The sequence below is a fragment of the Chromobacterium alticapitis genome, assembly GCF_002924365.1.
Lineage (GTDB): Bacteria > Pseudomonadota > Gammaproteobacteria > Burkholderiales > Chromobacteriaceae > Chromobacterium > Chromobacterium alticapitis.
Window position 1 is genome coordinate 100,240 of record NZ_PQWB01000032.1, and the last position, 24,030, is coordinate 124,269.

At 59.3% G+C, this 24,030-nt stretch carries 24 protein-coding genes; 16 read left to right on the forward strand and 8 right to left on the reverse strand.

Annotated features, from left to right (window positions below; genetic code table 11):
• Positions 1–44 precede the first annotated feature (44 nt).
• Genes C2I19_RS09215 through C2I19_RS09235 form a run of 5 tightly spaced genes read left to right on the forward strand, consistent with a single transcriptional unit; the run spans position 45 to position 5,158 of the window.
• Complete coding sequence (locus C2I19_RS09215; protein WP_103902408.1) at positions 45–1,934, forward strand: chemotaxis protein CheA; 1,890 nt, start codon at positions 45–47, stop codon at positions 1,932–1,934.
• Between the two features lie 15 nt (positions 1,935–1,949).
• Positions 1,950–3,173, forward strand: coding sequence for an EAL and HDOD domain-containing protein (locus tag C2I19_RS09220; protein WP_103902409.1), 1,224 nt, complete (start codon positions 1,950–1,952; stop codon positions 3,171–3,173).
• 31 nt (positions 3,174–3,204) lie between these two features.
• On the forward strand, positions 3,205–3,876 hold the full coding sequence (tsaB, locus tag C2I19_RS09225) for a tRNA (adenosine(37)-N6)-threonylcarbamoyltransferase complex dimerization subunit type 1 TsaB (protein ID WP_103902410.1): 672 nt from the start codon (positions 3,205–3,207) through the stop codon (positions 3,874–3,876).
• A complete protein-coding gene (gene rimI, locus C2I19_RS09230; protein WP_103902411.1) occupies positions 3,873–4,316 on the forward strand; it encodes a ribosomal protein S18-alanine N-acetyltransferase in 444 nt (147 codons plus the stop codon). Before tsaB ends, rimI begins: the two co-directional genes overlap by 4 nt.
• The gene (locus C2I19_RS09235; protein WP_103902412.1) at positions 4,313–5,158 is read left to right on the forward strand and encodes a uracil-DNA glycosylase; all 846 of its coding nucleotides are present in this window, start codon (positions 4,313–4,315) and stop codon (positions 5,156–5,158) included. Before rimI ends, C2I19_RS09235 begins: the two co-directional genes overlap by 4 nt.
• Positions 5,159–5,306: 148 nt before the next feature.
• On the opposite strand, the gene rpmG is transcribed toward C2I19_RS09235, so the two are convergent.
• Positions 5,307–5,462 carry a 50S ribosomal protein L33 gene (rpmG, locus tag C2I19_RS09240; RefSeq protein WP_017506994.1) on the reverse strand — a complete coding sequence of 52 codons (156 nt, stop codon included), beginning with the start codon at positions 5,460–5,462 and terminating at the stop codon, positions 5,307–5,309.
• 35 nt (positions 5,463–5,497) lie between these two features.
• Complete coding sequence (gene rpmB, locus C2I19_RS09245) at positions 5,498–5,731, reverse strand: 50S ribosomal protein L28 (RefSeq protein ID WP_103902413.1); 234 nt, start codon at positions 5,729–5,731, stop codon at positions 5,498–5,500.
• Positions 5,732–6,010: 279 nt separating this feature from the next.
• Here rpmB and pyrG point away from each other — a divergent pair, with 279 nt between their 5' ends.
• The 5 genes from pyrG to C2I19_RS09270 all read left to right on the forward strand — a co-directional run bounded on the left by pyrG (position 6,011) and on the right by C2I19_RS09270 (position 12,014).
• Positions 6,011–7,651 (forward strand): CTP synthase, encoded by a 1,641-nt coding sequence (pyrG, locus tag C2I19_RS09250; protein ID WP_103902414.1) that lies wholly within the window; start codon positions 6,011–6,013, stop codon positions 7,649–7,651.
• Positions 7,652–7,656: 5 nt separating this feature from the next.
• Positions 7,657–8,505 (forward strand): 3-deoxy-8-phosphooctulonate synthase, encoded by an 849-nt coding sequence (gene kdsA, locus C2I19_RS09255; protein WP_103902415.1) that lies wholly within the window; start codon positions 7,657–7,659, stop codon positions 8,503–8,505.
• Between the two features lie 80 nt (positions 8,506–8,585).
• A complete protein-coding gene (gene eno / locus C2I19_RS09260; protein ID WP_103902416.1) occupies positions 8,586–9,869 on the forward strand; it encodes a phosphopyruvate hydratase in 1,284 nt (427 codons plus the stop codon).
• Between the two features lie 4 nt (positions 9,870–9,873).
• Positions 9,874–10,197, forward strand: a complete 324-nt coding sequence (gene ftsB, locus C2I19_RS09265; RefSeq protein WP_103902417.1) for a cell division protein FtsB — start codon at positions 9,874–9,876, stop codon at positions 10,195–10,197.
• 47 nt (positions 10,198–10,244) lie between these two features.
• Positions 10,245–12,014 (forward strand): sensor domain-containing diguanylate cyclase, encoded by a 1,770-nt coding sequence (locus tag C2I19_RS09270; RefSeq protein WP_103902418.1) that lies wholly within the window; start codon positions 10,245–10,247, stop codon positions 12,012–12,014.
• A gap of 72 nt (positions 12,015–12,086) precedes the next feature.
• Here C2I19_RS09270 and C2I19_RS09275 read toward each other — a convergent pair whose 3' ends face one another.
• Positions 12,087–12,389 (reverse strand): RnfH family protein, encoded by a 303-nt coding sequence (locus tag C2I19_RS09275; protein WP_103902419.1) that lies wholly within the window; start codon positions 12,387–12,389, stop codon positions 12,087–12,089.
• Positions 12,382–12,825 carry a type II toxin-antitoxin system RatA family toxin gene (locus tag C2I19_RS09280; RefSeq protein WP_199181119.1) on the reverse strand — a complete coding sequence of 148 codons (444 nt, stop codon included), beginning with the start codon at positions 12,823–12,825 and terminating at the stop codon, positions 12,382–12,384. The genes C2I19_RS09275 and C2I19_RS09280 overlap by 8 nt, the downstream gene beginning before the upstream one ends.
• Before the next feature lie 171 nt (positions 12,826–12,996).
• Between C2I19_RS09280 and smpB the strand changes: the two genes are divergently transcribed.
• From smpB to C2I19_RS09315, 6 genes are all read left to right on the forward strand, one after another.
• Entirely contained in the window at positions 12,997–13,473 is a 477-nt protein-coding gene (smpB, locus tag C2I19_RS09285) for an SsrA-binding protein SmpB (protein WP_255410696.1), read from the forward strand.
• On the forward strand, positions 13,470–13,820 hold the full coding sequence (locus C2I19_RS09290; RefSeq protein ID WP_103902422.1) for a hypothetical protein: 351 nt from the start codon (positions 13,470–13,472) through the stop codon (positions 13,818–13,820). Before smpB ends, C2I19_RS09290 begins: the two co-directional genes overlap by 4 nt.
• A 92-nt stretch (positions 13,821–13,912) precedes the next feature.
• Positions 13,913–15,496, forward strand: a complete 1,584-nt coding sequence (gene guaA / locus C2I19_RS09295; protein WP_103902423.1) for a glutamine-hydrolyzing GMP synthase — start codon at positions 13,913–13,915, stop codon at positions 15,494–15,496.
• A 470-nt stretch (positions 15,497–15,966) separates the two neighbouring features.
• Complete coding sequence (locus C2I19_RS09305; RefSeq protein WP_103902425.1) at positions 15,967–17,217, forward strand: DUF4297 family anti-phage-associated protein; 1,251 nt, start codon at positions 15,967–15,969, stop codon at positions 17,215–17,217.
• Positions 17,218–17,226: 9 nt separating this feature from the next.
• Positions 17,227–18,966, forward strand: a complete 1,740-nt coding sequence (locus C2I19_RS09310) for an ATP-binding protein (protein ID WP_103902426.1) — start codon at positions 17,227–17,229, stop codon at positions 18,964–18,966.
• Positions 18,967–19,108: 142 nt separating this feature from the next.
• Positions 19,109–20,050 carry an alpha/beta hydrolase gene (locus C2I19_RS09315; protein ID WP_103902427.1) on the forward strand — a complete coding sequence of 314 codons (942 nt, stop codon included), beginning with the start codon at positions 19,109–19,111 and terminating at the stop codon, positions 20,048–20,050.
• Positions 20,051–20,212: 162 nt separating this feature from the next.
• On the opposite strand, the gene C2I19_RS09320 is transcribed toward C2I19_RS09315, so the two are convergent.
• The 4 genes from C2I19_RS09320 to C2I19_RS09335 all read right to left on the reverse strand — a co-directional run bounded on the left by C2I19_RS09320 (position 20,213) and on the right by C2I19_RS09335 (position 23,948).
• Positions 20,213–21,379 (reverse strand): MFS transporter, encoded by a 1,167-nt coding sequence (locus tag C2I19_RS09320; RefSeq protein ID WP_103902428.1) that lies wholly within the window; start codon positions 21,377–21,379, stop codon positions 20,213–20,215.
• 177 nt (positions 21,380–21,556) lie between these two features.
• A complete protein-coding gene (locus C2I19_RS09325) occupies positions 21,557–22,333 on the reverse strand; it encodes a substrate-binding periplasmic protein (RefSeq protein ID WP_146056765.1) in 777 nt (258 codons plus the stop codon).
• A gap of 353 nt (positions 22,334–22,686) precedes the next feature.
• Positions 22,687–23,136, reverse strand: coding sequence for a lipocalin-like domain-containing protein (locus tag C2I19_RS09330; RefSeq protein ID WP_103902430.1), 450 nt, complete (start codon positions 23,134–23,136; stop codon positions 22,687–22,689).
• A 335-nt stretch (positions 23,137–23,471) separates the two neighbouring features.
• Complete coding sequence (locus tag C2I19_RS09335; RefSeq protein WP_103902431.1) at positions 23,472–23,948, reverse strand: FKBP-type peptidyl-prolyl cis-trans isomerase; 477 nt, start codon at positions 23,946–23,948, stop codon at positions 23,472–23,474.
• Between the last annotated feature and the right edge of the window lie 82 nt (positions 23,949–24,030).

The window sequence follows — 24,030 nt, forward strand, 5'->3', positions numbered from 1 at the left end:
GATACGCAAGCAAGACAACGCACGATGAAGCGTGGGGTGGAAAAATGAGCGAATTTGGCGGCATGGAAGAGTTGCTTCAGGACTTCCTGATGGAGTCCACCGACCTCCTGTCCGATGTGGACAATAAACTGGTCGAGCTGGAAAAGCGCCCGGAAGACAAGGCTCTGCTCAATGACATTTTCCGCGGTTTCCATACCATCAAGGGCGGCGCTGGTTTTCTCAACGTCATCCCCATGGTCAATCTGTGCCATCGCACTGAAAATCTGTTCGACAAGCTGCGCAACGGCGAAATGCATATCACGCCGGAAGTGATGGACGTCATCCTCGATGCCACAGGCATCGTTCGTGACATGTTCGGCACTCTGAGCCAGGGCCTGATGCCGGGAGACGCCGATTCGCGCACGCTATCGGCGCTTGATGCCGCGCTGGCGGGCCAACCGCTGGTGGCCGAAGCCACGGCTCACCACACTCACGCCCCGGCAGCCGCCGCAACCGCGGCGCCGGCTGGCAATGGTCCAGACTGGAACCAGCTGTATCAGGCAGTCGCCCCCGCAGCCACTGCCGCCGCTCCGGCGCCTGCCGCTCCCGCCAGCGCGGCGCCCGCGCCGCAACCGGCCGCCCTGGCTCCAAGCGCGCCTCGCGCGGAGGCTCCCGCGCCCGTGCCGGCTCCAGCCAAGGCCCCGCCCCCGTCCAAACCAGCTGGCGGCCCGGTTGCCAGCGGCCCGCAGGAAAACACCATACGCATAGACACCGTGCGCCTGGACATGGTGCTGAACCTGTCCGGCGAGATCGGGCTGACCAAAAACCGTCTAACCACGCTGCGCACGGAAATCCTGCAGGGCAATCGCGACACCAATACGCTGCGCTCGCTGGACGAAGCCATCAGCCAGCTTGACCTGCTAGTCGGCGACCTGCAAAACGCGGTGATGAAGACGCGCATGCAGCCTATCGGCCGCCTGTTCCAGAAATACCCGCGCTTGGCGCGCGACCTGGCCCGGCAACTGGGCAAGGAAGTCGAACTGGTGCTGTCCGGCGAAGAGACGGAACTCGACAAGACCATGATCGAGGACTTGAACGATCCGCTGGTCCACTTGGTTCGCAACGCGGTCGATCACGGCATTGAGTCCCCGGAAGACCGTATCGCCTCCGGCAAAAAGCCGCAGGCGCTGGTGCAGCTGACCGCCGAGCAGGTGGGCGATCACATCCTGATCGAGATCACCGACGACGGCAAGGGCATGAACCCGGACGCCCTGCGCCGCAAGGCCATAGAGAAGGGCCTGATCGACCAGGAAACCGCCAATACGCTTGACGAGAAGCAGTGCCTGCAGTTGATCTTCCTGCCCGGCTTCTCGACCAAGGACCAGATTTCCAGCGTGTCCGGCCGCGGCGTCGGCATGGACGTGGTGCGCACCAACATCCAGAAACTGAACGGCCGCATCGATATCAACTCGGTAGCCGGCGAAGGCACCCGCATCAGCATCTCGCTGCCGCTGACCCTCGCCATCCTGCCGGTGCTGGTCGTGCGCGCCTGCAATCAACCGTTCGCCGTGCCGCTGGCCATGGTGCGGGAAATCATCACCATCGACGGCAACGCGATCCAGGAGGTCTCGGGCCGCCCCACCATCGTGGTGCGCGACGAGATCCTGCCGCTGAAGACGCTGGCCGGACTGCTGGGCTGGGAACCTACCCAGAAGCCCTACTTCGGCGTGCTGATGCAATCTGCGGAAAAATCCTTCATCCTCGCGATCGACTCCTTCGTCGGCCGCGACGACGTAGTGATCAAACCGCTGCAGAACATCCGCCCCAAGGGCGTGGCCGGTGCCACGCTGTCCGGCGACGGGTCCGTCGTGCTCGTGCTCGACATGGAGGATTTGCTGACCTCCAGCGAGGGCAACAACGTGCAAACACGGACAACGGATATGATTGCCTCCTAAACCCAGGGTGCAAGAATGACCTCCAACACCGCCTTCATAGGACGGCAGCCGGTCTTGAACCGCAACCAGCAGCTCATAGGTTATGAGCTGCTTTTTCGTCCCAGCAGCGATGCCCTCGGCGTCGGCAAGCACAGCGAGCTGCAAGCCGACACCGATGTGCTGGTCAATACGCTGAACAATATGGGCACCAGTTGGCTGATAGGCAACAAGCTGGCCTTCATCAATGTCGGCGAGGCGATGTTGAACAGCGAATTCCTGGAACTGTTGCCGCCTCGCCGCATCATCCTGGACTTGTCGCCGCGCATCGCGCCCAGCAATGAATTGCTGTCGCGCGCGCGTCATCTGCGCTCCATGGGTTTTGGCATCGCGCTGGATGACTTCAACTTTGAATCCCCGGCCGCTGCGTTTCTGGAGCTGGCAAACTACGTCAAACTGGACATACAAAGCCAGGATGCCACCCGCTTCCAGATGCAGGCGGCGCGCCTGCGCAGCTATCCCTTGATCCGCATCGCCGAGCGCGTGGAAACCCATGCCCAGTTCCATCTGTGCAAGGAGCTCGGCATGGACGGCTTCCAGGGCTATTACTTCGCCAAGCCGGAAACGCTGGCGGCCAAGGTCATCCATCCCGCGTTCAGCAACACGCTGGAGCTGCTGAACCTGCTGCGCCTGGACGCCGATATCCGCGACATCGAGCAGGTGCTCAAGCGCGATGTGGCGCTGTCGTACAAGCTGCTGCGCTATGTCAACTCGGCCGCGGCCGGGCTCAACACCGCCATTAGCTCGTTCTCGCATGCGGTGACCGTGCTGGGCTACCAAAAGCTCTACCGCTGGCTGACTCTGCTGCTGGTCACTGCCTCTGACGACAACAACGCCCCGCCCGCCCTGCAGAAAACCGCCATTACCCGCGGCCGCTTCATGGAGTTGCTGGGCATGGCGCTGGGCGAGCGCCACGACTTCAATGACAACCTGTTCATCGTGGGCCTGTTCAGCCTGTTGGACGTGCTGTTCGACATGCCGATGGACAAGATCATCGAGCATCTGCAACTGCCCACGCCAGTGTCCGACGCCCTACTGCATGACCGCGGCGCGATGAGCCATTATCTGAAACTGGCGCGCGCCTGCGAGGATGGCAAGCTGGATGGCGTTCCTCAGTTATGCGCGCAATTGGGACTTTCTTCCGAGCAATTGAACGAAGCCCACATCTCCGCGCTCGCCTGGGTGGAGGAACTGGGCTTATAATTCCCAACCCTGCAAGGTTGTAGCAAGCCCAATGAAACTGTTAGCCCTAGACACCTCCACTACCTATCTGTCGCTGGCTTTAAGCCATGGCGACGACATGCTTGTTTTTCACGAGTGCGTGGAACAGAAGCATGCCGAGCGCACATTGCCCGAGGTGTCGCGGCTGCTCTCCGAGGCTGGCTGTTCATTATCGTCGCTGGACGGCATCGTGTTCGGCCAAGGGCCCGGCTCCTTCACCGGACTGCGCATTGCCTGCGGCATCGCCCAAGGCCTGGCCTACTCGGCGAATCTGCCGGTCATCGCCATCCCGACGCTGGACAATCTGGCGCACCAAGCCGGCGAGGGCCAGGTGTTGGTCTGCTTCGACGCGCGGATGCAGCAGGTGTACAGCGCGCTTTACCGCACCGGCCCGGCCTGGGAGCGCCTGAGCGCCATCAGCGTGGCCTCGCCGGAAGAGATTGCGCTGCCGGCTGGCACCACCCTCCTGGCAGGCGATGGCTTCGACAGCTACCCGCAGCTGCTGGCGCAATCTCGCGACCAGTTGACGCTCTCTCCGCATGCCCGTCCCCACGCCGCAGCCTATCTCGAACTGGCGGCCAGCGGCCGCTACCCAGCCGTCCATCCGCGCGATACTGAGCTGCTCTATGTTCGCAATAAAGTCGCGCTGACCTCCGCGGAACAGCAACAGGCCCGCCAGCGATGAGCCAGGTCCGCCGCTTCTCCCCCGACGATGCCCAGCTGCTGGCCAACCTGGAACAGCAAGCCACGCCGCATCCATGGCGCGTGGGCCAATACCGGGACAGCCTGGAGGCCGGCTACCCATGCTACGGCCTATTCGACGCCCAAGGCGCGCTGCAAGGCTTCGCCCTGATCATGCGCGTGCTGGATGAAGCGGAAATATTGAATATCGTCATCGCCCATGAGCATCAAGGCCAAGGACTAGGCCTGCAACTGATGCAAGCCGTGCTGCAGGATCTGCGCGAAGACTGCTGCCGCCGCCTGTTTCTGGAAGTTCGCGAAAGCAATGCCATCGCGCGCAAGCTTTATCAGCGCTGCGGCTTCCATCAATGCGGACTCCGCAAGAATTACTACCCAGCCGCTCATGGCCGCGAACACGCCATTCTGATGGAGGCCGCGCCATGAGCCGCAGCCATCTATTGCGGAAGGAAATGGGACTGGGCCCGGCCTGGCAGGCGCGCACGGGCTGGTTCGAGCAGCATCCCGCCCAACTGGCGCGGCTGCAAACCTTGGCGAGCCAAGCAGAAGACACCCACTCCAAAGAGCCCGTCGTCGCAGCTGCGCCAATCATCACGGAGCCCTTCACCGCAGAGGCGCGCGCCGCCGAACCAACGCCCAAGCACACAGAACCCGCCGCCGCGCCGGCAATGGAAACCGAGCACGCGGAAATCCACGCTGAAGCGCCCCTGCTCGAATGGCCGCAGCTGGAACGCGAAGTCTCCGCATGCCAGCGCTGCCGCCTGTGCGAGACCCGAACCCAAACCGTATTTGGCCGCGGCAATCCGCAAGCGCGCTGGATGCTGATAGGCGAAGCGCCGGGCGAGCAGGAGGACAAGCAGGGCCAGCCCTTCGTCGGCCGCGCCGGACAACTGCTGGACAATATGCTGGCCGCGACAGGCCTGGATCGCGAGCAGGACGTCTATATCGCCAACGTGCTCAAATGTCGCCCACCAGGCAACCGCAACCCTGCGCCGGACGAAATCGCCGCCTGCAACGGCTATCTCTTGCAGCAGATCCGCCATATCCAACCCGCGTTGATTGTCGCGCTGGGCCGCTTCGCCGCGCAAACGCTGCTGGAAACGGAAGACTCCATCGGCCGGCTGCGCGGCAAAGTGCATACCTATCAAGGCGTGCCGCTGGTGGTCAGCTACCACCCCGCCTATTTGCTGCGCAATCTGCCGGACAAGGCCAAGGCCTGGCAAGACTTGCTGCTGGCGCGCAAGGTTTACCGCCAGTCGGGCAACTGACTCGTCGCTCACAAAATACCAATACAAAAAAGCCAGTCTCACGACTGGCTTTTTCTGCGCACTCCCCTTGGACATGAGCCCATGGGTAAAATAAAAAACCCTTCTCCGTGCACCAGAGAAGGGCTCTTCAACCAACCGGAAACAAGGCTTACTTCAGCTTGGTTTCTTTGTACAGAACGTGCTTGCGGGCAACGGGATCGAACTTCTTGATCTCCATCTTTTCCGGCATAGTGCGCTTGTTCTTGGTGGTGGTGTAGAAGTGGCCGGTGCCAGCGGTGGATTCCAGCTTGATCTTATCGCGCATGATGTATTCCTCTGTGCGTTATCTAGTTAGACCGCTTAGATCTCGCCGCGAGCGCGCAGATCAGCCAGCACTGCATCGATGCCAACTTTGTCGATGGTACGCAGTGCGGCGTTGGATACGCGCAGACGCACCCAGCGGTTTTCGCTTTCTACCCAGAACTTGCGATACTGCAGGTTCGGCAGGAAACGACGTTTAGTCTTGTTGTTGGCGTGGGAAACATTGTTCCCGGTCATCGGACGCTTGCCGGTGACTTTGCAAACACGCGCCATGGTTAAACTCCCAAAACCGGTAAAAGCTGGCTTTATAACATAGAAAAAGCCAGTAATTCAAGCGGAACGCGCACCCGACGCAAGACGGGCGCGCTCTCGTAATGAAACAGTCGGGGCACATTGTAACGGATTCGCCACATCAGCGCGAGCTTTATCGCCGGCCGTCTATAGTGAGTGTTGCATTCTCCTCCGGACGCAGGGCGCAACAAGATGCAGCAAGTGATTCAACTTCGTCCGATTTCAGGGTAAAATCCCGGATTCCCACAGAGCCGTAATCTCATGACCAAGTACATCTTCGTAACCGGTGGCGTGGTGTCCTCCCTGGGTAAGGGCATTGCCGCTGCGTCCATCGCAGCCATCCTCGAATCCCGCGGGCTGAAAGTCACCATGCTGAAGCTCGACCCTTACATCAATGTCGATCCGGGCACCATGAGCCCCTTCCAGCACGGCGAGGTGTTCGTCACCGAAGACGGCGCGGAAACCGACCTTGACCTGGGCCACTACGAGCGTTTCATCCACGCCAAGATGAAGAAAAGCAACAACTTCACCACGGGCCAGGTGTACGAATCGGTCATCACCAAGGAACGCCGCGGCGATTACCTGGGCGGCACCGTGCAGGTCATCCCGCACATCACTGATGAAATCAAGCTGAAGATGAGCGAAGGCGCGGCTGACGCCGACGTCGCCATCGTTGAGATCGGCGGCACCGTAGGCGACATCGAGTCCCTACCCTTCCTGGAAGCCATCCGCCAGATGCGCTCCAATCATGGCCGCAAGAACACGCTGTACGTGCACCTGTCCTACGTGCCGTACATCGCCACCGCCGGCGAGATCAAGACCAAGCCGACCCAGCACTCGGTGAAGGAGTTGCGCGAGATCGGCATCCAGCCGGACGTGCTGCTGTGCCGCATGGACCGCGAACTGCCGGAAGACGAAAAGCGCAAGATCGCGCTGTTCTGCAATGTCGAGGAAAACGCGGTCATCGGCTGCTATGACTCGGACTCCATCTACAAAGTGCCGGCCATGCTGCACGCCCAGGGCATCGACGACATCATCGCCGAACAGCTGCAACTGGACCTGCCCAAGGCCGACCTGTCGGTATGGAGCGGCATCATCGACGCCATCGAACACCCAGACCACAGCATCAACATCGCCATGGTGGGCAAGTACGTCGACCTGACCGAATCGTACAAATCGCTGACCGAAGCGCTGAAGCACGCCGGCATCCACACCCGCACCAACGTCAACATCATCTACGTCGACTCTGAAGAGATCGACCGCGACGGCGCGGAATCGCTGAAGAGCATGGACGCCATTCTGGTGCCGGGCGGCTTCGGCAAGCGCGGCGTGGAAGGCAAGATCAAGGCCGTCAAGTTCGCCCGCGAGAACAACATCCCCTACCTGGGCATCTGCCTGGGCATGCAGATCGCGCTGATCGAATACGCTCGCGACGTGGCGGACATGGCCGGCGCCAACTCCACCGAGTTCGACCTCGACACCAACTTCCCGGTGGTGGCGTTGATCGACGAGTGGGTCAACCACGATGGCAAGATCGAGAAGCGCGACGAAAACTCGAACCTGGGCGGCACCATGCGCCTGGGCGGCCAGCAGTGCGACCTCGTAGACGGTTCCCTGGCCGCGCGCGTGTACGGCAGCTCCGAAATCACCGAGCGCCACCGCCACCGCTACGAAGTCAACAACTACTACATCCAGCGCCTGGAACAAGCCGGCCTGACCATCAGCGGCCGCTCCGCCGGCCATGAAAAGCTGGTGGAAACGATAGAGCTGGCCAATCACCGCTGGTTCTTCGCCTGCCAGTTCCACCCGGAGTTCACCTCCACGCCGCGCGACGGCCACCCGCTGTTCATCGCCTACGTCAAGGCCGCACTGGCCTACCAGGCCGACAAGCGGGGCAACTGACGCCGATGAAGCTGTGCGGATTCGAAGTCGGCCTTGACCAGCCGCTATTCCTGATCGCCGGCCCCAGCGTGGTGGAAAGCGCCCAAATGGCGCTGGACACCGCCGGCCAGCTCAAGGAAATCGCCGATGAACTGGGCATCCCGTTCATTTACAAGTCCAGCTACGACAAGGCCAACCGGCCTGCCATCGACGCGTTCCGCGGCTTCGGCATCGACCAGGGTCTGCGCATCCTGGAAGACGTCCGGCGGCAGATAGGCGTGCCCATCCTGACCGATGTGCACACCGAAAACGAGATGGTGCAGGTTGCCAGCATAGTGGACGTGGTGCAGACACCGGCCTTCCTGGCGAACCAGGCCGACTTCATCCGCGCGGCCGCTCAATGCGGCAAGCCGGTCAATATCAAGAAGGGCCAGTTCATGGCCCCGGAAGAGATGCAGCAGGTCATCTTGCGCGCCCGCGAAGCGGCCCGCGAGGCAGGCCTGCCGGAAGACGTTTTCCTGGCCTGCGAGCGCGGCACCTCCTTCGGTTACAATGACCTGATCGCCGACACGCGCTCGCTGGCTGTGATGCGGCAAACCGGCTGCCCCGTCGTCTTCGACGTCAGCCACTCGGCGCAATTGCCAGGCCGGCAGGCCGACGACGCGAATCCGCGCCGCTTCATGCCGGTGCTGGCGCGCGCGGCGGTCGCGGCCGGCGTGGCAGGGATTTATCTGGAAACCCATCCCGATCCCGAACGCGCGCTGTGCGACGGCCCGATCGCCTGGCCGCTTGCCCGCGTCAAGGAATTGCTGACCACGCTCAAGGCGCTGGACGAGTTGGTCAAGCATAATCCCTGGCTGGAGCACTCGCTGTAATAGACAGCCGGTAGAGTCGGTCCGGCAAGCCGGACCGACCGCCTCTGCAAGTTCAACCGAAAGCTATGAAGGGAAAGACAATGAGTTCGATCGTTGACGTGGTAGCTCGCGAAATCCTGGACTCCCGCGGCAATCCGACCGTGGAAGCGGATGTATTGCTGGAATCCGGCGTGATGGGCCGCGCCGCTGTGCCGTCCGGCGCCTCCACCGGCACCCGCGAAGCCCTGGAACTGCGCGATGGCGACAAGAGCCGCTACCTGGGCAAGGGCGTGCTGAAGGCTGTTGACAATATCAATACCGAGATCTGCGAAGCGATCATCGGCCTGGACGCTTCCGACCAGACCTTCATCGACAAGACCATGATCGAACTCGACGGCACCGAGACCAAGTCCCGCCTTGGCGCCAACGCCATCCTGGCCGTCTCCATGGCCGTGGCCCGCGCCGCCGCCGAAGACGCCGGCCTGCCGCTGTACCGCTACCTGGGCGGCGCCGGCCCGATGGCCCTGCCCGTGCCGATGATGAACGTCATCAACGGCGGCGAGCACGCCAACAACACCCTGGACATCCAGGAATTCATGATCATCCCGGTAGGCGCGCAAACCTTCCGCGAAGCGCTGCGCATGGGCGCCGAGATCTTCCACAACCTGAAGAAGATCTGCGACAAGAAGGGCTACGCCACCACCGTCGGCGACGAAGGCGGCTTCGCGCCCAATCTGGAAAGCCACGAAGACGCGATCAAGCTGATCCTGGAAGCCGTGGACGCCGCCGGCTACGTGGCCGGCCAGGACGTGATGATCGCGCTGGACTGCGCCGCATCGGAATTCTTCCGCGACGGCAAGTACCACCTGACCGCTGAAAAACTGTCGCTGAGCTCGGAAGAGTTCGCCGATTACCTGCAAAACCTGGCCGACAAGTACCCGATCATCTCGATCGAAGACGGCATGGCCGAGCAGGACTGGGCCGGCTGGAACCTGCTGACCGAGCGCCTGGGCCAGAAGGTTCAGATCGTGGGCGACGACGTTTTCGTCACCAACCCCAAGATCCTGGCCGAAGGCATCGCCAAGGGCGTGGCCAACTCGCTGCTGGTGAAGGTGAACCAGATCGGCTCCCTGTCGGAAACCCTCAAAGCAGTTGATCTGGCCAAGCGTTCCCGCTATACCTGCGTTATGAGCCACCGCTCGGGCGAAACCGAAGACAGCACCATCGCCGATCTGGCAGTCGCTACCAACTGCATGCAGATCAAGACCGGTTCCCTGTCCCGCTCCGACCGCATGGCCAAGTACAACCAGCTGCTCCGCATCGAAGAAGAGCTGGGCGACGCCGCCTACTATCCGGGCCGCGCGGCCTTCTATCACCTGAAGTAATTGCATGCGCTGGCTGACCGCGACCCTGTTATCCGTGATCCTCGCCTTGCAATGGCCGCTTTGGTTCGGCAAGGGCAGCTGGTTCAGGGTGTGGCAGCTGGACAAGCAGCTGCAGGAACAGCGGGCAATCACCCAAAAGCTGGTTGCCCGCAACGCCGCCTTGGACGCTGAAGTGCGCGATTTGAAACAAGGCAGCGACGCCATAGAGGAAAGAGCTCGCAACGAACTTGGCATGATTCGCGATGGTGAGGTATTTTTCCAGTTGCTGGATACCAGCAAGCTACCTTCGCCGGCGAGTCACCCGTTAACGGACCCTCACACTCGCTGAACAATTCAATGATGGCTGGCCGCCTTAAAAGCACCAAGGTTTGGGCAATGACGACACAAAACCCTATCGAAGTGGCACGTGAAACCCTGAAGCAGCTGTCCTTGCGCAAACTGCTTCCGACGCCGGAGAACTTCGAGCGGGTTTACCACGAATTGACGCAAACCCCGATGGCGCGCGACAACAAGCTGGCCATTCTCTTATTGCGCGCTTTGGAAACGCTGCCTCAGGAAAACGTTCAGGCCAAAGTCACTTTCAATCGACTGAAACAGGTCTGCGACGACAGCCGCTGGGAACAGGCGCCGCAACTGATCATAGATTTTCTGCGCAGCAGCTTCTCCAGCCAGCAATTGACGCAAAGCTGGGGCCTGTTGCTGCAAAACCTGATCAAGAGCTGGGAAACCCGCCAGCCCGATCTCCCGCAGCACCACAAGCAAAGCACGCTGGAACGCGTGCTGATCAATTACGGCAACCAGCCGGAAGAACTGAACCAGAAGCTGGTCGCCCTGCTGCAAAACTGGAACGCTTCGCCCGCCGCGCGCGAAACCATGCCGGCGCTGGAAATACCGAGCGCCGTCGATGGCGCCCCCCCCGCCAGCGCGGGCAGCTGGCAGGCCTGGCAAAGAACGCTGGCCTTCGCGCTCAAACACGGCCTGGAGCCCCGCCTGGCCAGCTATCCAGACCTGGTGGACAATCTGGAGTCGCTGCTGAAGGAGCTGGACAGTCTTGTCGACGAAGACAGCCTGAACGCTTTCATGCCCAAGCTGCGCGCCTTCATGATCAAGCTGGAGCTGCAATCGCAGCAGGAAGGCCGCCTGGCCACCGGCCTGACCAATCTGCTCAAGCTGATGCTGGACAATATCGCCGAGCTCAACCGTTCCGACGACTACCTGCTGGGCCAGGTTGGCTCCTTGCAGGAGATGCTGAGCCAGGAACCGCTGTCCATGCAGCAGATCTACCAGCTGGAAAGCAGCCTGAAAGAAGTGATCCGCAAGCAGGGCATGCTGAAGAGCTCGCTGGACGAAGCCGCCAGCTCCCTGCGCGCCCTGCTCGACCGCTTCGTCAGCCGCCTGGCCGCGATGACTGACAGCACGGATGAATTCCACGCCAAGATTCAGAATCACAGCGAGAAGCTCAAGCAGACCAGCAATGTCGACGACCTGGGCGGCATCATCAGCGCGCTGATGGAGGACACCTCCATCATGCAGCTGGACCTGAGCAAGTCGCGCGATGAACTGCTGTCGGCCAAGGAGCAGGTGGAAGCCGCGGAGCACCGCATCCACGAACTGGAAAGCGCTTTGGAGGCCGCCAGCGCCAAGGTCAAGGAAGACCAGTTGACCGGCGCCTATAACCGCCGCGGCCTGGCCGAATACTTCCAACGCGAGATCGGCCGCGCCGAGCGCACCGCCGCGCCGCTGTCCATCGCGCTGATCGATGTGGACAATTTCAAGCAGCTGAACGACCGCTACGGCCACCTGGCCGGCGACGACGCCCTGAAATACCTGGTGGACACCATCAAGCACAGCCTGCGCCCGGCCGACATCGTCGCCCGCTTCGGCGGCGAAGAATTCGTGATCCTGATGCCGGACACGCCGGAGCTGGAAGCCGTGCAGACGGTGCAAAGGCTGCAGCGCGAGCTGACCAAGACCTTCTTCCTGGCCAACAACGACAAGCTGCTGATCACCTTCAGCGCCGGTGTGGCGCGCTGGCATCTTGGCGAACAGGAGTCCGACGTGCTAGAGCGCGCCGACCACGCGATGTACCAGGCCAAGATCAACGGCAAGAACCGCGTCTGCTCGGCCGAAGACATGCCTAGCTGACGCAGGACGCTGTCGACGCGCGAAAAAGGGATGGCGAGCGCCATCCCTTTTCTCATCCACGCGGCAAACGAATCAGCCGCCCTTCTTCATCCTCTTGCCCGCCTCCGCGCGTTGACGACGCACTTCTTTCGGATCCGCCAGCAGCGGGCGGTAAATCTCCACCCGATCGCCCTCGCGCAACGGCGCGTCCAGCTTGACCGCCTTGCCGAATATGCCCAGCTTCAACGCCGTCTCGCCCAGCTCCGGGCACTCCGGCAAAATGCCCGAGGCCCGCACCGCGTCCAACGCGCAAGCGCCCGCCGGCATCGCCACGGCGCGCAACCACTGTCGGTCCGGCCTGGCGTAGGCCACTTCGATATTCAACGTCTCAGTCATCGCCGTATTTCCTGTCCGCTTCCTTGATGAAGGCATCCACCAGCGTGCCGGAGATATGGCCGAATACCGGACCAATGATCTTCTCCAGAATGCGGCTGGAAAATTGGTAGCGCAGGCTGAACTCTATCTTGCAGCCAAAATCGCCCAGTGGCTTGAAATGCCACAAGCCCTCCAGCGACTCGAACGGCCCGTCCACCAGCTCCATGCGGATGGATTCGTTCTCCACATTGCGATTGCGCGTGGTGAATTGCTGCTTCACTTTCAGGTAATCGATATGCAGGCTGGCCACCACCTCGCCGCCCTCGCGCGAAAGCACCTCGGTCCGGCCGCACCAGGGCAGGAAACGGCTGTAGTGCTCGATATCGTCCACCAGCGCGTACATTTGCGCCGGCGTGTGCGCCACCAGGACGCTTTTTTCGACTTGCTGCATCGGCAAAAACCCGGCGCGCCGGGGTCTCGGATCTAACAATCAAGCCGCAATTCTAACAAAAAAACGCCCCCCCCGCCGCGCGCCGCCCCGCGGCTGGAAAATGACGCGAATATCTTCACCTCAAGCCACTGAAAAGGCACGACTTTGGTTGCGCGCCGGCTTCTGTTACAATGGCGGATTCAAAGGAACCCGCCACACATGAGCATCATCCAGAACCGCAAGGCTTTCCACGACTACTTCATCGAGGAAAAACTCGAGGCCGGGCTTGTGCTGGAAGGGTGGGAAGTCAAGGCCATCCGCGCCGGCCGCGTCCAGCTCAAGGAAAGCTACGTAGACTGGAAGAACGGCGCCTTCTGGCTGATAGGCTGCCACATCACCCCGCTGCAATCCGCCTCCACCCACGTCAAGCCGGACCCTGTGCGTCCGCGCAAGCTGCTGATGTCGCAGGAGCAAATCAATCGTTTCATCGGCAAAGTGGAACGCTCCGGCTATACCATGATGGCGCTCGACCTGCACTACACCAAGGGCAATATCAAGGTCGAAGTGGGCCTGGCCAAAGGCAAAAAACTGCACGACAAGCGCGATACCGAGAAGGACCGCGAATGGCAGCGCGAGAAACAACGCGTGATGAAGAACCAGCGGGGCGCGGCATGAAGCGCGGCGCCGCCCTGCCCATCGCCCTGATCTGCATAGGCGGCGTCTGGCTGCTGAAAAGCGCCGCCTGGCTGCCCAACACCCCCACCCTGCTCGCCCTGCTGCTATTCGCGGCGGGCGTGTTGCTATTGGCCGTGGACGGCTTCAACAAATCTACGCTGCTCAGCAGCCCGCTGCTGGCCTACGCCGGCGCCAGCATCTACGCCATGGACCAACTAAACCTGGCCGCCAGCCACTTCGTGGCCTTCGGCATGGTGCTGGCCGGCGTGCTGCTGCTGATCGCGCGCAGCGACCGCGTGCCGGAGAGGCGGGAACCGCCCCGCCGCTTCCCACGGCAAGACGATTAGCGATTTTGGGCGCGCCGCTCGCGGCCTGAAATCACAGAATTATTTGCAGCATTGACGATAATGGCCTTAACGGCCTGCATTACTTTTCAAGGATAGGCATGGACAAGATCCTCATTCTCGACTTCGGCTCCCAGGTCACCCAGCTGATCGCCCGCCGCGTACGCGAAGCTCACGTTTACTGTGAGCTTCATTCTTTCGACATGCCCATCGAAGAGATCAAGGCCTTCGCGCCCAAAGCCATCATCCTGTCCGGCGGCCCCAACTCGGTGTACGAGTCCGATTACCAGGCCGATCCCAAGCTGTTCGAGCTGGGCGTACCGGTGCTGGGCATCTGCTACGGCATGCAGTTCATGGCCCAGGCCCTGGGCGGCAAGGTGGAAAGCGGCGACAAGCGCGAGTTCGGCTACGCCCAGATCAAGGCCCGCCACCACTCCAAGCTGCTGGAAGGCCTGCAAGACCAGATCGACGACGCCGGCAACGGCTTCCTCGACGTCTGGATGAGCCACGGCGACAAAGTCACCGCGCTGCCGGCCGGTTTCCAGGTGATCGCCGAAACCCCGTCCTGCCCGTACGCGGCGATGGCGGACGAAGCCCGCGGCTTCTACGGCGTGCAATTCCACCCGGAAGTGACCCATACCAAGCGCGGCACGGAAATCATCCACCGCTTCGTGTTGCACGTGGCCAGCTGCAAACCCAGCTGGACCATGCCCAACTACATCGACGAAGCGGTGAAGAAGATCCGCGAGCAAGTGGGCGACGAAGAAGTCATTCTCGGTCTGTCCGGCGGCGTGGACTCCTCCGTGGCCGCCGCGCTGATCCACCGCGCCATCGGCGACCAGCTGACCTGCGTCTTCGTCGACCACGGCCTCTTGCGCCTGAACGAAGGCAAGATGGTGATGGAAATGTTCGCCCAGAACCTGGGCGTCAAGGTTGTCCATGTGCAGGCCGAAGCCGACTTCATGGCCAAGCTGGCCGGCGAGAGCGACCCGGAGAAGAAGCGCAAGATCATAGGCGCGGAATTCATCGAGGTGTTCGATCGCGAATCCGGCAAGCTGACCAACGCCAAGTGGCTGGCCCAGGGCACCATCTACCCGGACGTGATCGAATCGGCCGGCGCCAAGACCAAAAAGGCGCACACCATCAAGAGCCACCACAATGTGGGCGGCCTGCCGGAAGACATGAACCTCAAGCTGCTGGAGCCGCTGCGCGAGCTGTTCAAGGACGAAGTTCGCCAGCTGGGTGTGGCGCTCGGCCTGCCGCACGACATGGTCTACCGCCACCCCTTCCCGGGCCCGGGCCTGGGCGTGCGCATCCTGGGCGAAGTGAAGAAGGAATACGCCGACCTGCTGCGCCAGGCCGACGCCATCTTCATCGAAGAGCTGCGCAACACCGTGGACGAGAAGACCGGCAAAAACTGGTACGAGCTGACCAGCCAGGCCTTCGCCGTCTTCCTGCCGGTGAAGTCCGTCGGCGTGATGGGCGACGGCCGCACTTACGACTACGTCGTCGCATTGCGCGCCGTGGTGACCAGCGACTTCATGACCGCGCACTGGGCGGAGCTGCCGTACAGCCTGCTGGGCCGCGCCTCCAACCGCATCATCAACGAAGTCCGCGGCATCAACCGCGTGGTCTATGACGTATCCGGCAAGCCGCCGGCCACCATCGAGTGGGAGTGATTCCACGTCCGGCAGTGACTGGTAACACCAAGCACTGAAACACAGCTAAGCCCGCGATTATGCGGGCTTTTTTCATTTCCCATATAGCACTGACTGGCAATATCTGGCACGTCCAAGCAAACTTTTTCATGGCATCCTGAATGGTACTATGTGTCATTGATATCATGTCACAGTCTGATACTATGCCATGCATCCACAAGCCATCATGGTATTAAAATTTTTTAAGCTATTGATTTTAAAAAATTAAATTGCTTAAAAAACCAAAAAATAAAACATGCTATCGGAGACTAACTAGGACCGAGAACATGCTGACGTGCCACCGCTCTGGTCGTCTTGCCACTAGAGAAGCTCTCGACCGCAATCGACGCCTTCACGTCATCAGGCCAGTCCCGTCGGCGCAGATATGCTCACTCGCACTCTTCGCTTGTTCTCCCCTATAATGACAATCAGGTATTGATTCAGAGGCTCAGATGCTGGAAGTAGACAAGAAACGCGAAGCGACAGCTTCGATCAGGGGGTATTTTTACCAACTCGACGCTACCTTGCTCGAAATCCTGAAGGCGGACCCTGATGATGGCATAGTCATAGAGGGAATTGAGGACTTCGACCGCTACACCGATGAAGGCGTAATTTACGGCCAGGTAAAATACTACGCGGAGCAGAACCTGACAGAATCGATACTGCGTGATCCCCTGCATAAGCTCTTTGTTCATTTCCAAGGGCTCAAAGAGGCACAACGGGAAGGTCGAAAATACCAGCTGTACGGGCACTTTTCAGAAGTTAAGCTCGATACTGGTGAGCTTTCCGTCGAGCGATTTAAATCGGTGATGGAATACCGGAAGGAAGTGAAGACTGCTGACGGTAAGAAAACATACGAGAAGAAGTCCCTACTCGACGGAATGGCAGCACCTGATGAATTGATTGGGGCATTCTGCAAAAATTTCAGCATAAAAATTTCGCCGGAATTTTCTGAACATCGCAACAGCGTCATCGAGGCAATACGGAAGAGCCAAGGCGTCTCAGCGGTTGAGGCCGAAGGCTTTCACTATCCAATAGCCCTTGATTACATCGCGACACTAGCCACAAAAAAGGATCACAACGATCGCAAGACCACCCGTCGTAATCTGCAGGAAGTGCTCAAGGGCACCCAAGCTGTCCATAATCGTTGGCTTCTCCGAGAGAAGGAAGCAACCGAGTATGCGAAGCATATGAAGCACCTGTATTTCTCGCACACGAATGGCGCAGGAATCGTCCGCGCTTTCATCATTGAATGCGATGCGGCAACAGACCCTTCGGTTGTCTGCGACCAACTCAGGGCAATCGGCAACAATTGGAGTTCGGCTAAGATGCGCCGCATCCAGAATTCCGACCGCTATGCGCCATTCATCCTGCTACGCGGCGCGGATGAAAAACTTACCACGCAAGTGAAGAACGAGCTTTTCGATACTGGAACAGTTTTCGTAGACGGCTTCCCATATCGCGGATCGCCATTCCGCATCGATCACGTCCATAGCCTACAAACCCAAGAGCACCAGATCGAAATTCGTTTTGTCGACGACGAAATCCAGTTACGGGAGGTCCTCGATGGGATGGGACGGAAGTTGTGCTACATCTATGACTTCTTCCTTGAACGTCCTGCGACCATGGCTATGCCGTACCCAAAGAGTCGGATGTATTCGATCCCCGTCAGCAGCATCTCCACAATCAAGAAAATTATCTGAGGACGTACAATGACTGAGGAAATCGCCAACGCCGAGGTTGTCGCCGTTTACCCTAACAAGGTTCGAGTGGCCGTTGATAATCTGTTGAACTTCCAGACGGTGGGTGAATCTCTCCGCGTTGGGTCCTTTCTCAAAGTCTCCGACAATGAAAACGTTTCCCTCATCTGCATCATCGAAAGTTTTTCAATCGAAATGAAAGAGGTTAAAGGCGATGGAGGCACTGACTACAAGCGCGTCTATATGATCGACGCCTATCCTCTCGGGACCCTTAAGGACGGAAAATTCAATCGTGGCGGCGACGAATTAGCTATTCCACCCAAGAAGGTGGTCCCGGCGACGAAAGCCGAAATCGCAGCCATTTATGCCGACTGCTATGCGGCTGAAGAACGCTTTTGCTTTTCTTCGCTGACTCGGCAACGTGATATCGTCGTACCTGTTCATGGCGACCGGTTCTTCAACAAACATATTGCCGTTGTCGGTGCTTCGGGATCGGGCAAATCATCGAGTGTGTCGTCAGTTCTGCAAAAGGTGATATCTGCCAAAACCGGCGAATACCAGGGACTCAACAACTCCCATATCCTGATATTCGATCTTCATTCCGAATATGCCAAGGCGTTTCCAAAGGCGAATGTCATCACCGTCGATGACCTCGTCCTGCCATATTGGCTTCTCAACGAAGACGAGATGGAGGACATGTTCCTTGAGTCGGGGGACAACAACAATTACAACCAAGAGTCGCTGCTCCGTTCCGTAGTGACAATCGCCAAGAAGATCAGCAATCCTGCCGTCGAGAAGGTCAATTTCGACAGTCCGCTTCGATATGACATTCAGCACGTAGCGAACGCTTTCCGCAACCTGACGCGGGAAACAAAAGATGCAGAGAACTCACTGCATATCAAGTTTAAGGACGGCACGACCGAAACGTTCGATGACGTGGAGGGGCAGCTTGAGCATTATTGCAAGGCGTTGCGGGAATTCGCGGCCCCGGAACGCAGCAAAATCAACAAAGGCCCCTATGCCGACGGTAGCATCGACAAATTCGAGCGTCGGATTAGATCAAAGATATCCAACTCCCGGCTTGACTTCATATTCGGTGCGAAGGCCAAAGCAGCGACCCTGGAGCAGGTACTTGAACAGTTTACCGGCTACAAGGCGGGAGCCGAGTCGAATGTCACCATCATCGACCTCAGCGGCATCCCCTTTGAACTGCTCAGCATTACCGTTTCGCTGATCTCCCGTTTAATGTTCGATTTTTGCTATTATGCTCGGCGCGTTGAAAGCAAGACTGAACAGCCATTCCTGATGGTTTATGAGGAAGCGCACAAATACGCGCCAAAGAGTGGCCTTGCTCGCTACAAGGCTTCCCTGGCTGCAATCGAACGCATCGCCAAAGAAGGCCGAAAGTACGGCATTAGCCTTCTCATTTCGAGCCAGCGACCGTCTGAAATTTCAGAAACTATTTTTTCGCAATGCTCCAACTTCCTGGCAATGCGTCTCACCAATCCCGATGATCAAAGCTATGTCCGTCGACTACTGCCGGATACGCTCGGCAATCTGACCGAGGGCATGCCCGCGCTGGAGCAAGGAGAAGCGCTTCTGATCGGGGACGCTGTCATCATGCCGTGCGTCGTGTATGTGGAGAAATGCGACCCCGAACCCTCGTCCAGTGATGTGAAATATCTCACGCTCTGGAAAGCGGGGTGGAAGAATATCGACTTCAAAAAGCGTGCCGATAACTGGCGAGGGTGAGTAGCAGCTTTCCCGCACTCATAGATCAAGACCTGCCAGTCCCCTAACTAGCGGCGGTATCCACCTCATCGGCAAACCACAGATGAAATGCCATTGCAATAACAAGAGGCGTAAGATGGCTCTTTTTCCCAAGGAGCCCGTCATGCGCCTGCTCTCCTCCGCCCTCCTGCTCGCCTCACTGGCCGCCCCCGCGCTAGCCGCCTCCGACCAGCCCATCGCGCTGGATACCGCCAGCGGCCGCATCGCTGGTTCGCTGTTGTTGCCGGATCACGCCGACAAGCCTCCGGTGGCGCTGATCATTGCTGGTTCCGGCCCCACCAACCGCGACGGCGACAATCCCGGCCTGCCCTATGGCAGCGGCGGCTATTTGAAGCAGCTGGCCCAGGCGCTGGCGGACGCCGGCATCGCTTCGGTGCGCTACGACAAGCGGGCGATAGGCGAGAGCCGAGCGGCGGGACTGGATGAGGCCGCGTTGCATTTCGACGATTACGTGGGCGACGCGGCCGGCTGGGTGGCCAAACTGAAGACGGACCCGCGCTTTTCCAAGGTGGCGGTGATTGGCCATAGCGAAGGCTCGCTGATCGGCATGCTGGCGGCGGAGAAGCAAGGCGCGGCCGCTTTTGTCTCTCTGGATGGACCGGCTCGCAACGCGGCCGATTTGCTGCGCACGCAGCTGGCGCCGCGTCTGCCAGAGGACTTGGCCGTGCAAAGCGAGCGCATACTACAGACGCTGCAGCAGGGCCGCGAAGCCGACAAGGTGCCCGGCCCGCTGATGGTGGTGTACCGCCCCAGCATACAGCCCTATCTGATCTCCTGGTTCCGCTACACGCCGGTTGAGTCCATCCGCGCGCTGAAAGCGCCCACTCTGATCGTGCAGGGCGGCGCCGACCATCAAGTCCCCAGGAGCGAAGGCGAAGCGCTGCACGCAGCCAAGCCGGACAGCCAGCTGGAATGGATACCCGCCATGACCCACCTGCTGCGCGACGACGCCCCGCAACGCCAGGCCGCCTACGGCGAAGCGCCGCAGCCGCTGGCGCCGGCGCTGACGCAATCCGTCACCCGCTTCCTCAAACAGGCCTTGTAGCTTCAGTTAGTGCAGCCAGGCCGCCTCACGTCCCTCGCGGCCTGGCTTGGGGAAGATGGAGCGCCGCCGTCCATCCATCGTCCGCCTGAGCGAGGCAATGGGCAGAACGGCTTGGCCTCTACCGCGCGCAATGTCCTGGGAAGATGGCGGATGAATGCCGGCTCAAGCCGGCGACAGCGACGGCTGGCGGCTTCGCGCGAAAGCGGCGAAGGCCGCCAGCGCCAGCATGCACATCAGACCGGCGCTCGGCCAGATGGGCTGCCCAGGCAAAGTGCTGGCGACGGCGCCGATGGCCGCGGCCATCAATTGATGCATGAAACCGCACAAGGCCATGGCGTACGGGCCGGCGACGGGCGAGTTTTCAGTGGCGATGGCCAGGCTGACCGGATAGTTCATCGCCTGCCCGATCACAGCCAGGCAATAAGGCAGCCATAGCAGCAGGGACAGGCGCAAAACGCCGCCCAGCAGCATAAGCGCGCAGCCGGCCAGCAAAACGCTCAAGCCCAGCAATATGAAGAAATGCCTCCCTTTCCTGACTACGTAACGGTTCACCAGCCAGGCGCCGGCAAAATAGGAAAGGCTGATGGGCCATCCCAGCAGGCCGTATTCCGATGCGCTCCAATGCAGCGCATCCTGAAAGATGAACGGCGCACAGGCATTGAAGGTGATGATCACCGCATAGCCCAGGCCCCCCGCCAACGCGGGCAGCAGAAAGTCGCGGCTGCGCAACAGGGTGGCGTAAGCCTTGATGCCGGATTGCGAGTCGCCGGCAGGCTGCGAAGCCGGAGAAGGCAAGCCAGCCAGAACCAGCAGCAGCGCCAACGTGGCAATGGCAAGGCTAAAGAAGATGGCTTGCCAGCCCAGCGATGCCAACAGCAGCGAGCCCAAAAATTGGCCCACTCCCAATGAAATCACGAAGGAAATGGAGAGCCAGGACAGGCTCTTGGCCAACTGCGCGCCGCTGAAGTGGTCCTTGATCATGACCCGCGACATCACCGACATGCCGCTGGCTCCCATGCCCTGCAAAAAGCGCAACAGGATGAAGGCCTCCACTTGATGCGTCATGGGAATAGCGGCGCTGCACGCGGCATACAGCAGCAGGGAAATCGACAGAATGGCTTTCCGGCCATAACGCTGGCCAAGGCCGCCCCAGGCCAGCATGGGCGCAGCCATGCCAACCAGAAAAGCCGACAAAGCCAGCGCGACATCTTGCGGCGGGCTGGAGAACGCCTTGGCAAGCGCCGGCAGAGCCGGCAGATACATCGTGATTCCCAGCTGCGCCAGAAATACCGTGATGCAGGCGATAAAAATGATGGACTCTTTTTTCATGCGAGGTCCTGTGAAGAGGTTTTTATGGCGCTAATTTGACAAAACTGAGCCATAAGTTAATAGGCTGGACGCCTTACGCCTGAATCGGCATCTTGGCGTTAGGCAGGTCATGGCCAAACCACCCGTCAAGAAAGAAGGAGTCCATCCTATTCATCTACGGTCCTATTTTTGCTGAACTTATTGAACCGACTTGTCAGTCAGCCTGTACTTTCTTTTTAGCTCCATGATCAATGGCTGATTTTTTTCAAGAAATTCATTGAATTGCTTGATCACATCTGTTTGCCGGATGCTGGAGAGGGAAAAATCATTGCTCTCAAAGGGGAGCCTCCTATCAAAGACTAATGCGCCTGGCTTGTGCAGGACCTCATCCAGGTAGTAATTGATGACTATTGGGCTGGCATAGACGGCGTCATAGTGTCCCGTCATCCCCAAAGTGATCACCTTTCTAAACGAATCTTCCTGATAGACTCGAATGGTTCCATCATTGACCTTTTGCCGCATGGCCTGCTCAAAAGGCCAAGGCGTAAATCCCCGCATGGTCACGATAGATTTAATGGAAGTCTCTGATAGTTGGTCTATTTTCTCCGGTTTGACAAGCAATCCTTCCATGACATTTATGACTGGATTACTATAAAGGACGGCCTTCCCTTTTTTCAAGTCGGCTTGCCAGCTCGGGTTGTCTGGATATTTAAAATCAATCGAATTATCATTCAGAAAGGTGTGAAATAGCCTGGAAACCGGAAGAGCCGTGTAAATAAAGGAGTGGCCAGATTGCTTGGCAAATGCATCAAGCAAATCTCTGCCATACCCAGAAAATTTTCCATTGGCATAACTATGCAGCGGGTAATAGTCTATCTCTTCCACGCCAACAACAAATGAGTTAGCGGTGGCTGCATCCATACGTGCCATACAAAGAAACGCCACCAGCACTGATGCCAATTTCATTTTTTTCACACCATAACATCCATATGGATTAAAGCGGCGCGATAACGCTTGCTGGCTTGGGGCCGCTTATCGCTTTTTACTGTAGAGCAAACGTCCAAAATCTGGCCAAAAAATACCAAGGCAGCAAGCCGTCTACTTAACAGGACATTGAAAACCGCTGCGATTCATTTGGTATAACAATCCGCGCCCCACGTGCAGCAGACACAGCCCCCTAGCTTGGACCAAGCCCGACGAAGCCCAACGTTCACTTCGGGAACCTGGCGATCCCTCCAAGGAAAATGTTCAGGGTAAATGTTGGGCTTCATTTCATTCAGTCCAATTTACCGTCAGCTCAAGCTATGGCATCAAACATCAGCCTATGCCTATCGCTGACTCAGCCCAGCCAACGACTCCCGCACCAATCCAAGAACACCCCGCCCCATCGCATTTCCAGCCGCCAAGGGATTTGGCATCCACGCCGTATAGATTTCAAGCGCGTCACCATCATGCTTATAGAAGCGCAGCTGCTCGGTGCCGTTCCAGGCCTCGTTCCAGGAGGCATCGACTTTTACGATGAAACTGTCCCCCTCTACCCGATAGCATCCGGTATAGGCCATCACCGTGCGGAACAGCGCCGCCAACGCCTCGTCCGTATTCCCAGGCTCCCGCGCCTTGGCCGTCGCCAGCACCATCATTCGTCCATCGGCGCCGAAAATAAGCCGGCCATTGGGCTCCGCGCCCCATGGTTGGGTACGCTCCATTGAATCCTGAAGCTCCAGATCAAAAGAAACCAACCGCCAGCTGCCGTGAAGCCCAGTGTCGCTCTCGGACATATTTCACCCCGTAGCCTTCCGCCTGAATATGCCACCCTGTCAAATACAGGGCTGGCGGCCTTTCTACCCGCCAGCCCATTCGCGAAGGACTCGCGCGCCGCTGGCGGTCAACAACCGCCATGCTATCACAAAGGCATAACCGGCATTTTATTCAACATGCCGATGGCTTCGCCGTCATCCAGAATGGCGGCAGTCGAAACAGTAGGCGCCGAGATCTCAAAGGCGAGCTTGCTGGCGAATCAGGCGCAGATCACGCCTGCGCCGATTAACAGAGGGGCCAGACAAAACAAAGCCCTCCATCGGGGAGGGCTTGATCTTGCGTGGACCGGGCTGAATCAGTGCTGATGCCCGTGTTCGCCATGCACATGCTGGTGGGCGATTTCCTCGGCAGTCGCCTCGCGCACGTCCATCACTTTGAGGGCGAAGCGCAGCGTTTTGCCGCAAAGCGGGTGGTTGCCGTCCAGCAAAACGGTTGGGCCCTTGATCTTGGTGACGAAATAGTAGCGCGGTTCGCCATCCGGGCCAATGCGCTGCAGCTGACCGCCTACCTTGACGCCTGGCGGGAAGTCGGCCTTGGGCATGGTGGTGACCAGGGCTTCGTCGCGCGCGCCGAAGGCGTCTTCGGTAGCAAGCTCCACCGTGGTTTGAAAACCTGCTTCCTGGCCTTCCAGCGCGGCTTCCAGCTTGGCGAAGAGGTTGTCGTAATCGCCATGCAGGTAGGAAACCGGGTGCTTGCCATCGTCGTAAACCAGGCCCTGGCTGTCGGTGACTTTCATGCGCAGGGTGACGGCGGTATTGGAGGTGATTTTCATGGCGGGAAAAGGCAAATAAATGGAAGCCGGAAGGTTCGCAGTTCAGCGGAGGAGTGTCAACTGAATCACCCTTCGTTCACCG

Excerpts from the sequence above, each read along its gene's own strand:
- C2I19_RS09215 (WP_103902408.1), top strand. The coding sequence starts at position 45 with ATGAGCGAATTTGGCGGCATGGAAGAGTTGCTTCAGGACTTCCTGATG.
- C2I19_RS09220 (WP_103902409.1), top strand. The coding sequence starts at position 1,950 with ATGACCTCCAACACCGCCTTCATAGGACGGCAGCCGGTCTTGAACCGC.
- tsaB (WP_103902410.1), top strand. The coding sequence starts at position 3,205 with ATGAAACTGTTAGCCCTAGACACCTCCACTACCTATCTGTCGCTGGCT.
- rimI (WP_103902411.1), top strand. The coding sequence starts at position 3,873 with ATGAGCCAGGTCCGCCGCTTCTCCCCCGACGATGCCCAGCTGCTGGCC.
- C2I19_RS09235 (WP_103902412.1), top strand. The coding sequence starts at position 4,313 with ATGAGCCGCAGCCATCTATTGCGGAAGGAAATGGGACTGGGCCCGGCC.
- rpmG (WP_017506994.1), bottom strand. The coding sequence starts at position 5,462 with ATGCGCGATAAGATCAAGCTGGAATCCACCGCTGGCACCGGCCACTTC.
- rpmB (WP_103902413.1), bottom strand. The coding sequence starts at position 5,731 with ATGGCGCGTGTTTGCAAAGTCACCGGCAAGCGTCCGATGACCGGGAAC.
- pyrG (WP_103902414.1), top strand. The coding sequence starts at position 6,011 with ATGACCAAGTACATCTTCGTAACCGGTGGCGTGGTGTCCTCCCTGGGT.
- kdsA (WP_103902415.1), top strand. The coding sequence starts at position 7,657 with ATGAAGCTGTGCGGATTCGAAGTCGGCCTTGACCAGCCGCTATTCCTG.
- eno (WP_103902416.1), top strand. The coding sequence starts at position 8,586 with ATGAGTTCGATCGTTGACGTGGTAGCTCGCGAAATCCTGGACTCCCGC.
- ftsB (WP_103902417.1), top strand. The coding sequence starts at position 9,874 with ATGCGCTGGCTGACCGCGACCCTGTTATCCGTGATCCTCGCCTTGCAA.
- C2I19_RS09270 (WP_103902418.1), top strand. The coding sequence starts at position 10,245 with ATGACGACACAAAACCCTATCGAAGTGGCACGTGAAACCCTGAAGCAG.
- C2I19_RS09275 (WP_103902419.1), bottom strand. The coding sequence starts at position 12,389 with ATGACTGAGACGTTGAATATCGAAGTGGCCTACGCCAGGCCGGACCGA.
- C2I19_RS09290 (WP_103902422.1), top strand. The coding sequence starts at position 13,470 with ATGAAGCGCGGCGCCGCCCTGCCCATCGCCCTGATCTGCATAGGCGGC.
- C2I19_RS09305 (WP_103902425.1), top strand. The coding sequence starts at position 15,967 with ATGCTGGAAGTAGACAAGAAACGCGAAGCGACAGCTTCGATCAGGGGG.
- C2I19_RS09310 (WP_103902426.1), top strand. The coding sequence starts at position 17,227 with ATGACTGAGGAAATCGCCAACGCCGAGGTTGTCGCCGTTTACCCTAAC.
- C2I19_RS09315 (WP_103902427.1), top strand. The coding sequence starts at position 19,109 with ATGCGCCTGCTCTCCTCCGCCCTCCTGCTCGCCTCACTGGCCGCCCCC.
- C2I19_RS09320 (WP_103902428.1), bottom strand. The coding sequence starts at position 21,379 with ATGAAAAAAGAGTCCATCATTTTTATCGCCTGCATCACGGTATTTCTG.
- C2I19_RS09330 (WP_103902430.1), bottom strand. The coding sequence starts at position 23,136 with ATGTCCGAGAGCGACACTGGGCTTCACGGCAGCTGGCGGTTGGTTTCT.
- C2I19_RS09335 (WP_103902431.1), bottom strand. The coding sequence starts at position 23,948 with ATGAAAATCACCTCCAATACCGCCGTCACCCTGCGCATGAAAGTCACC.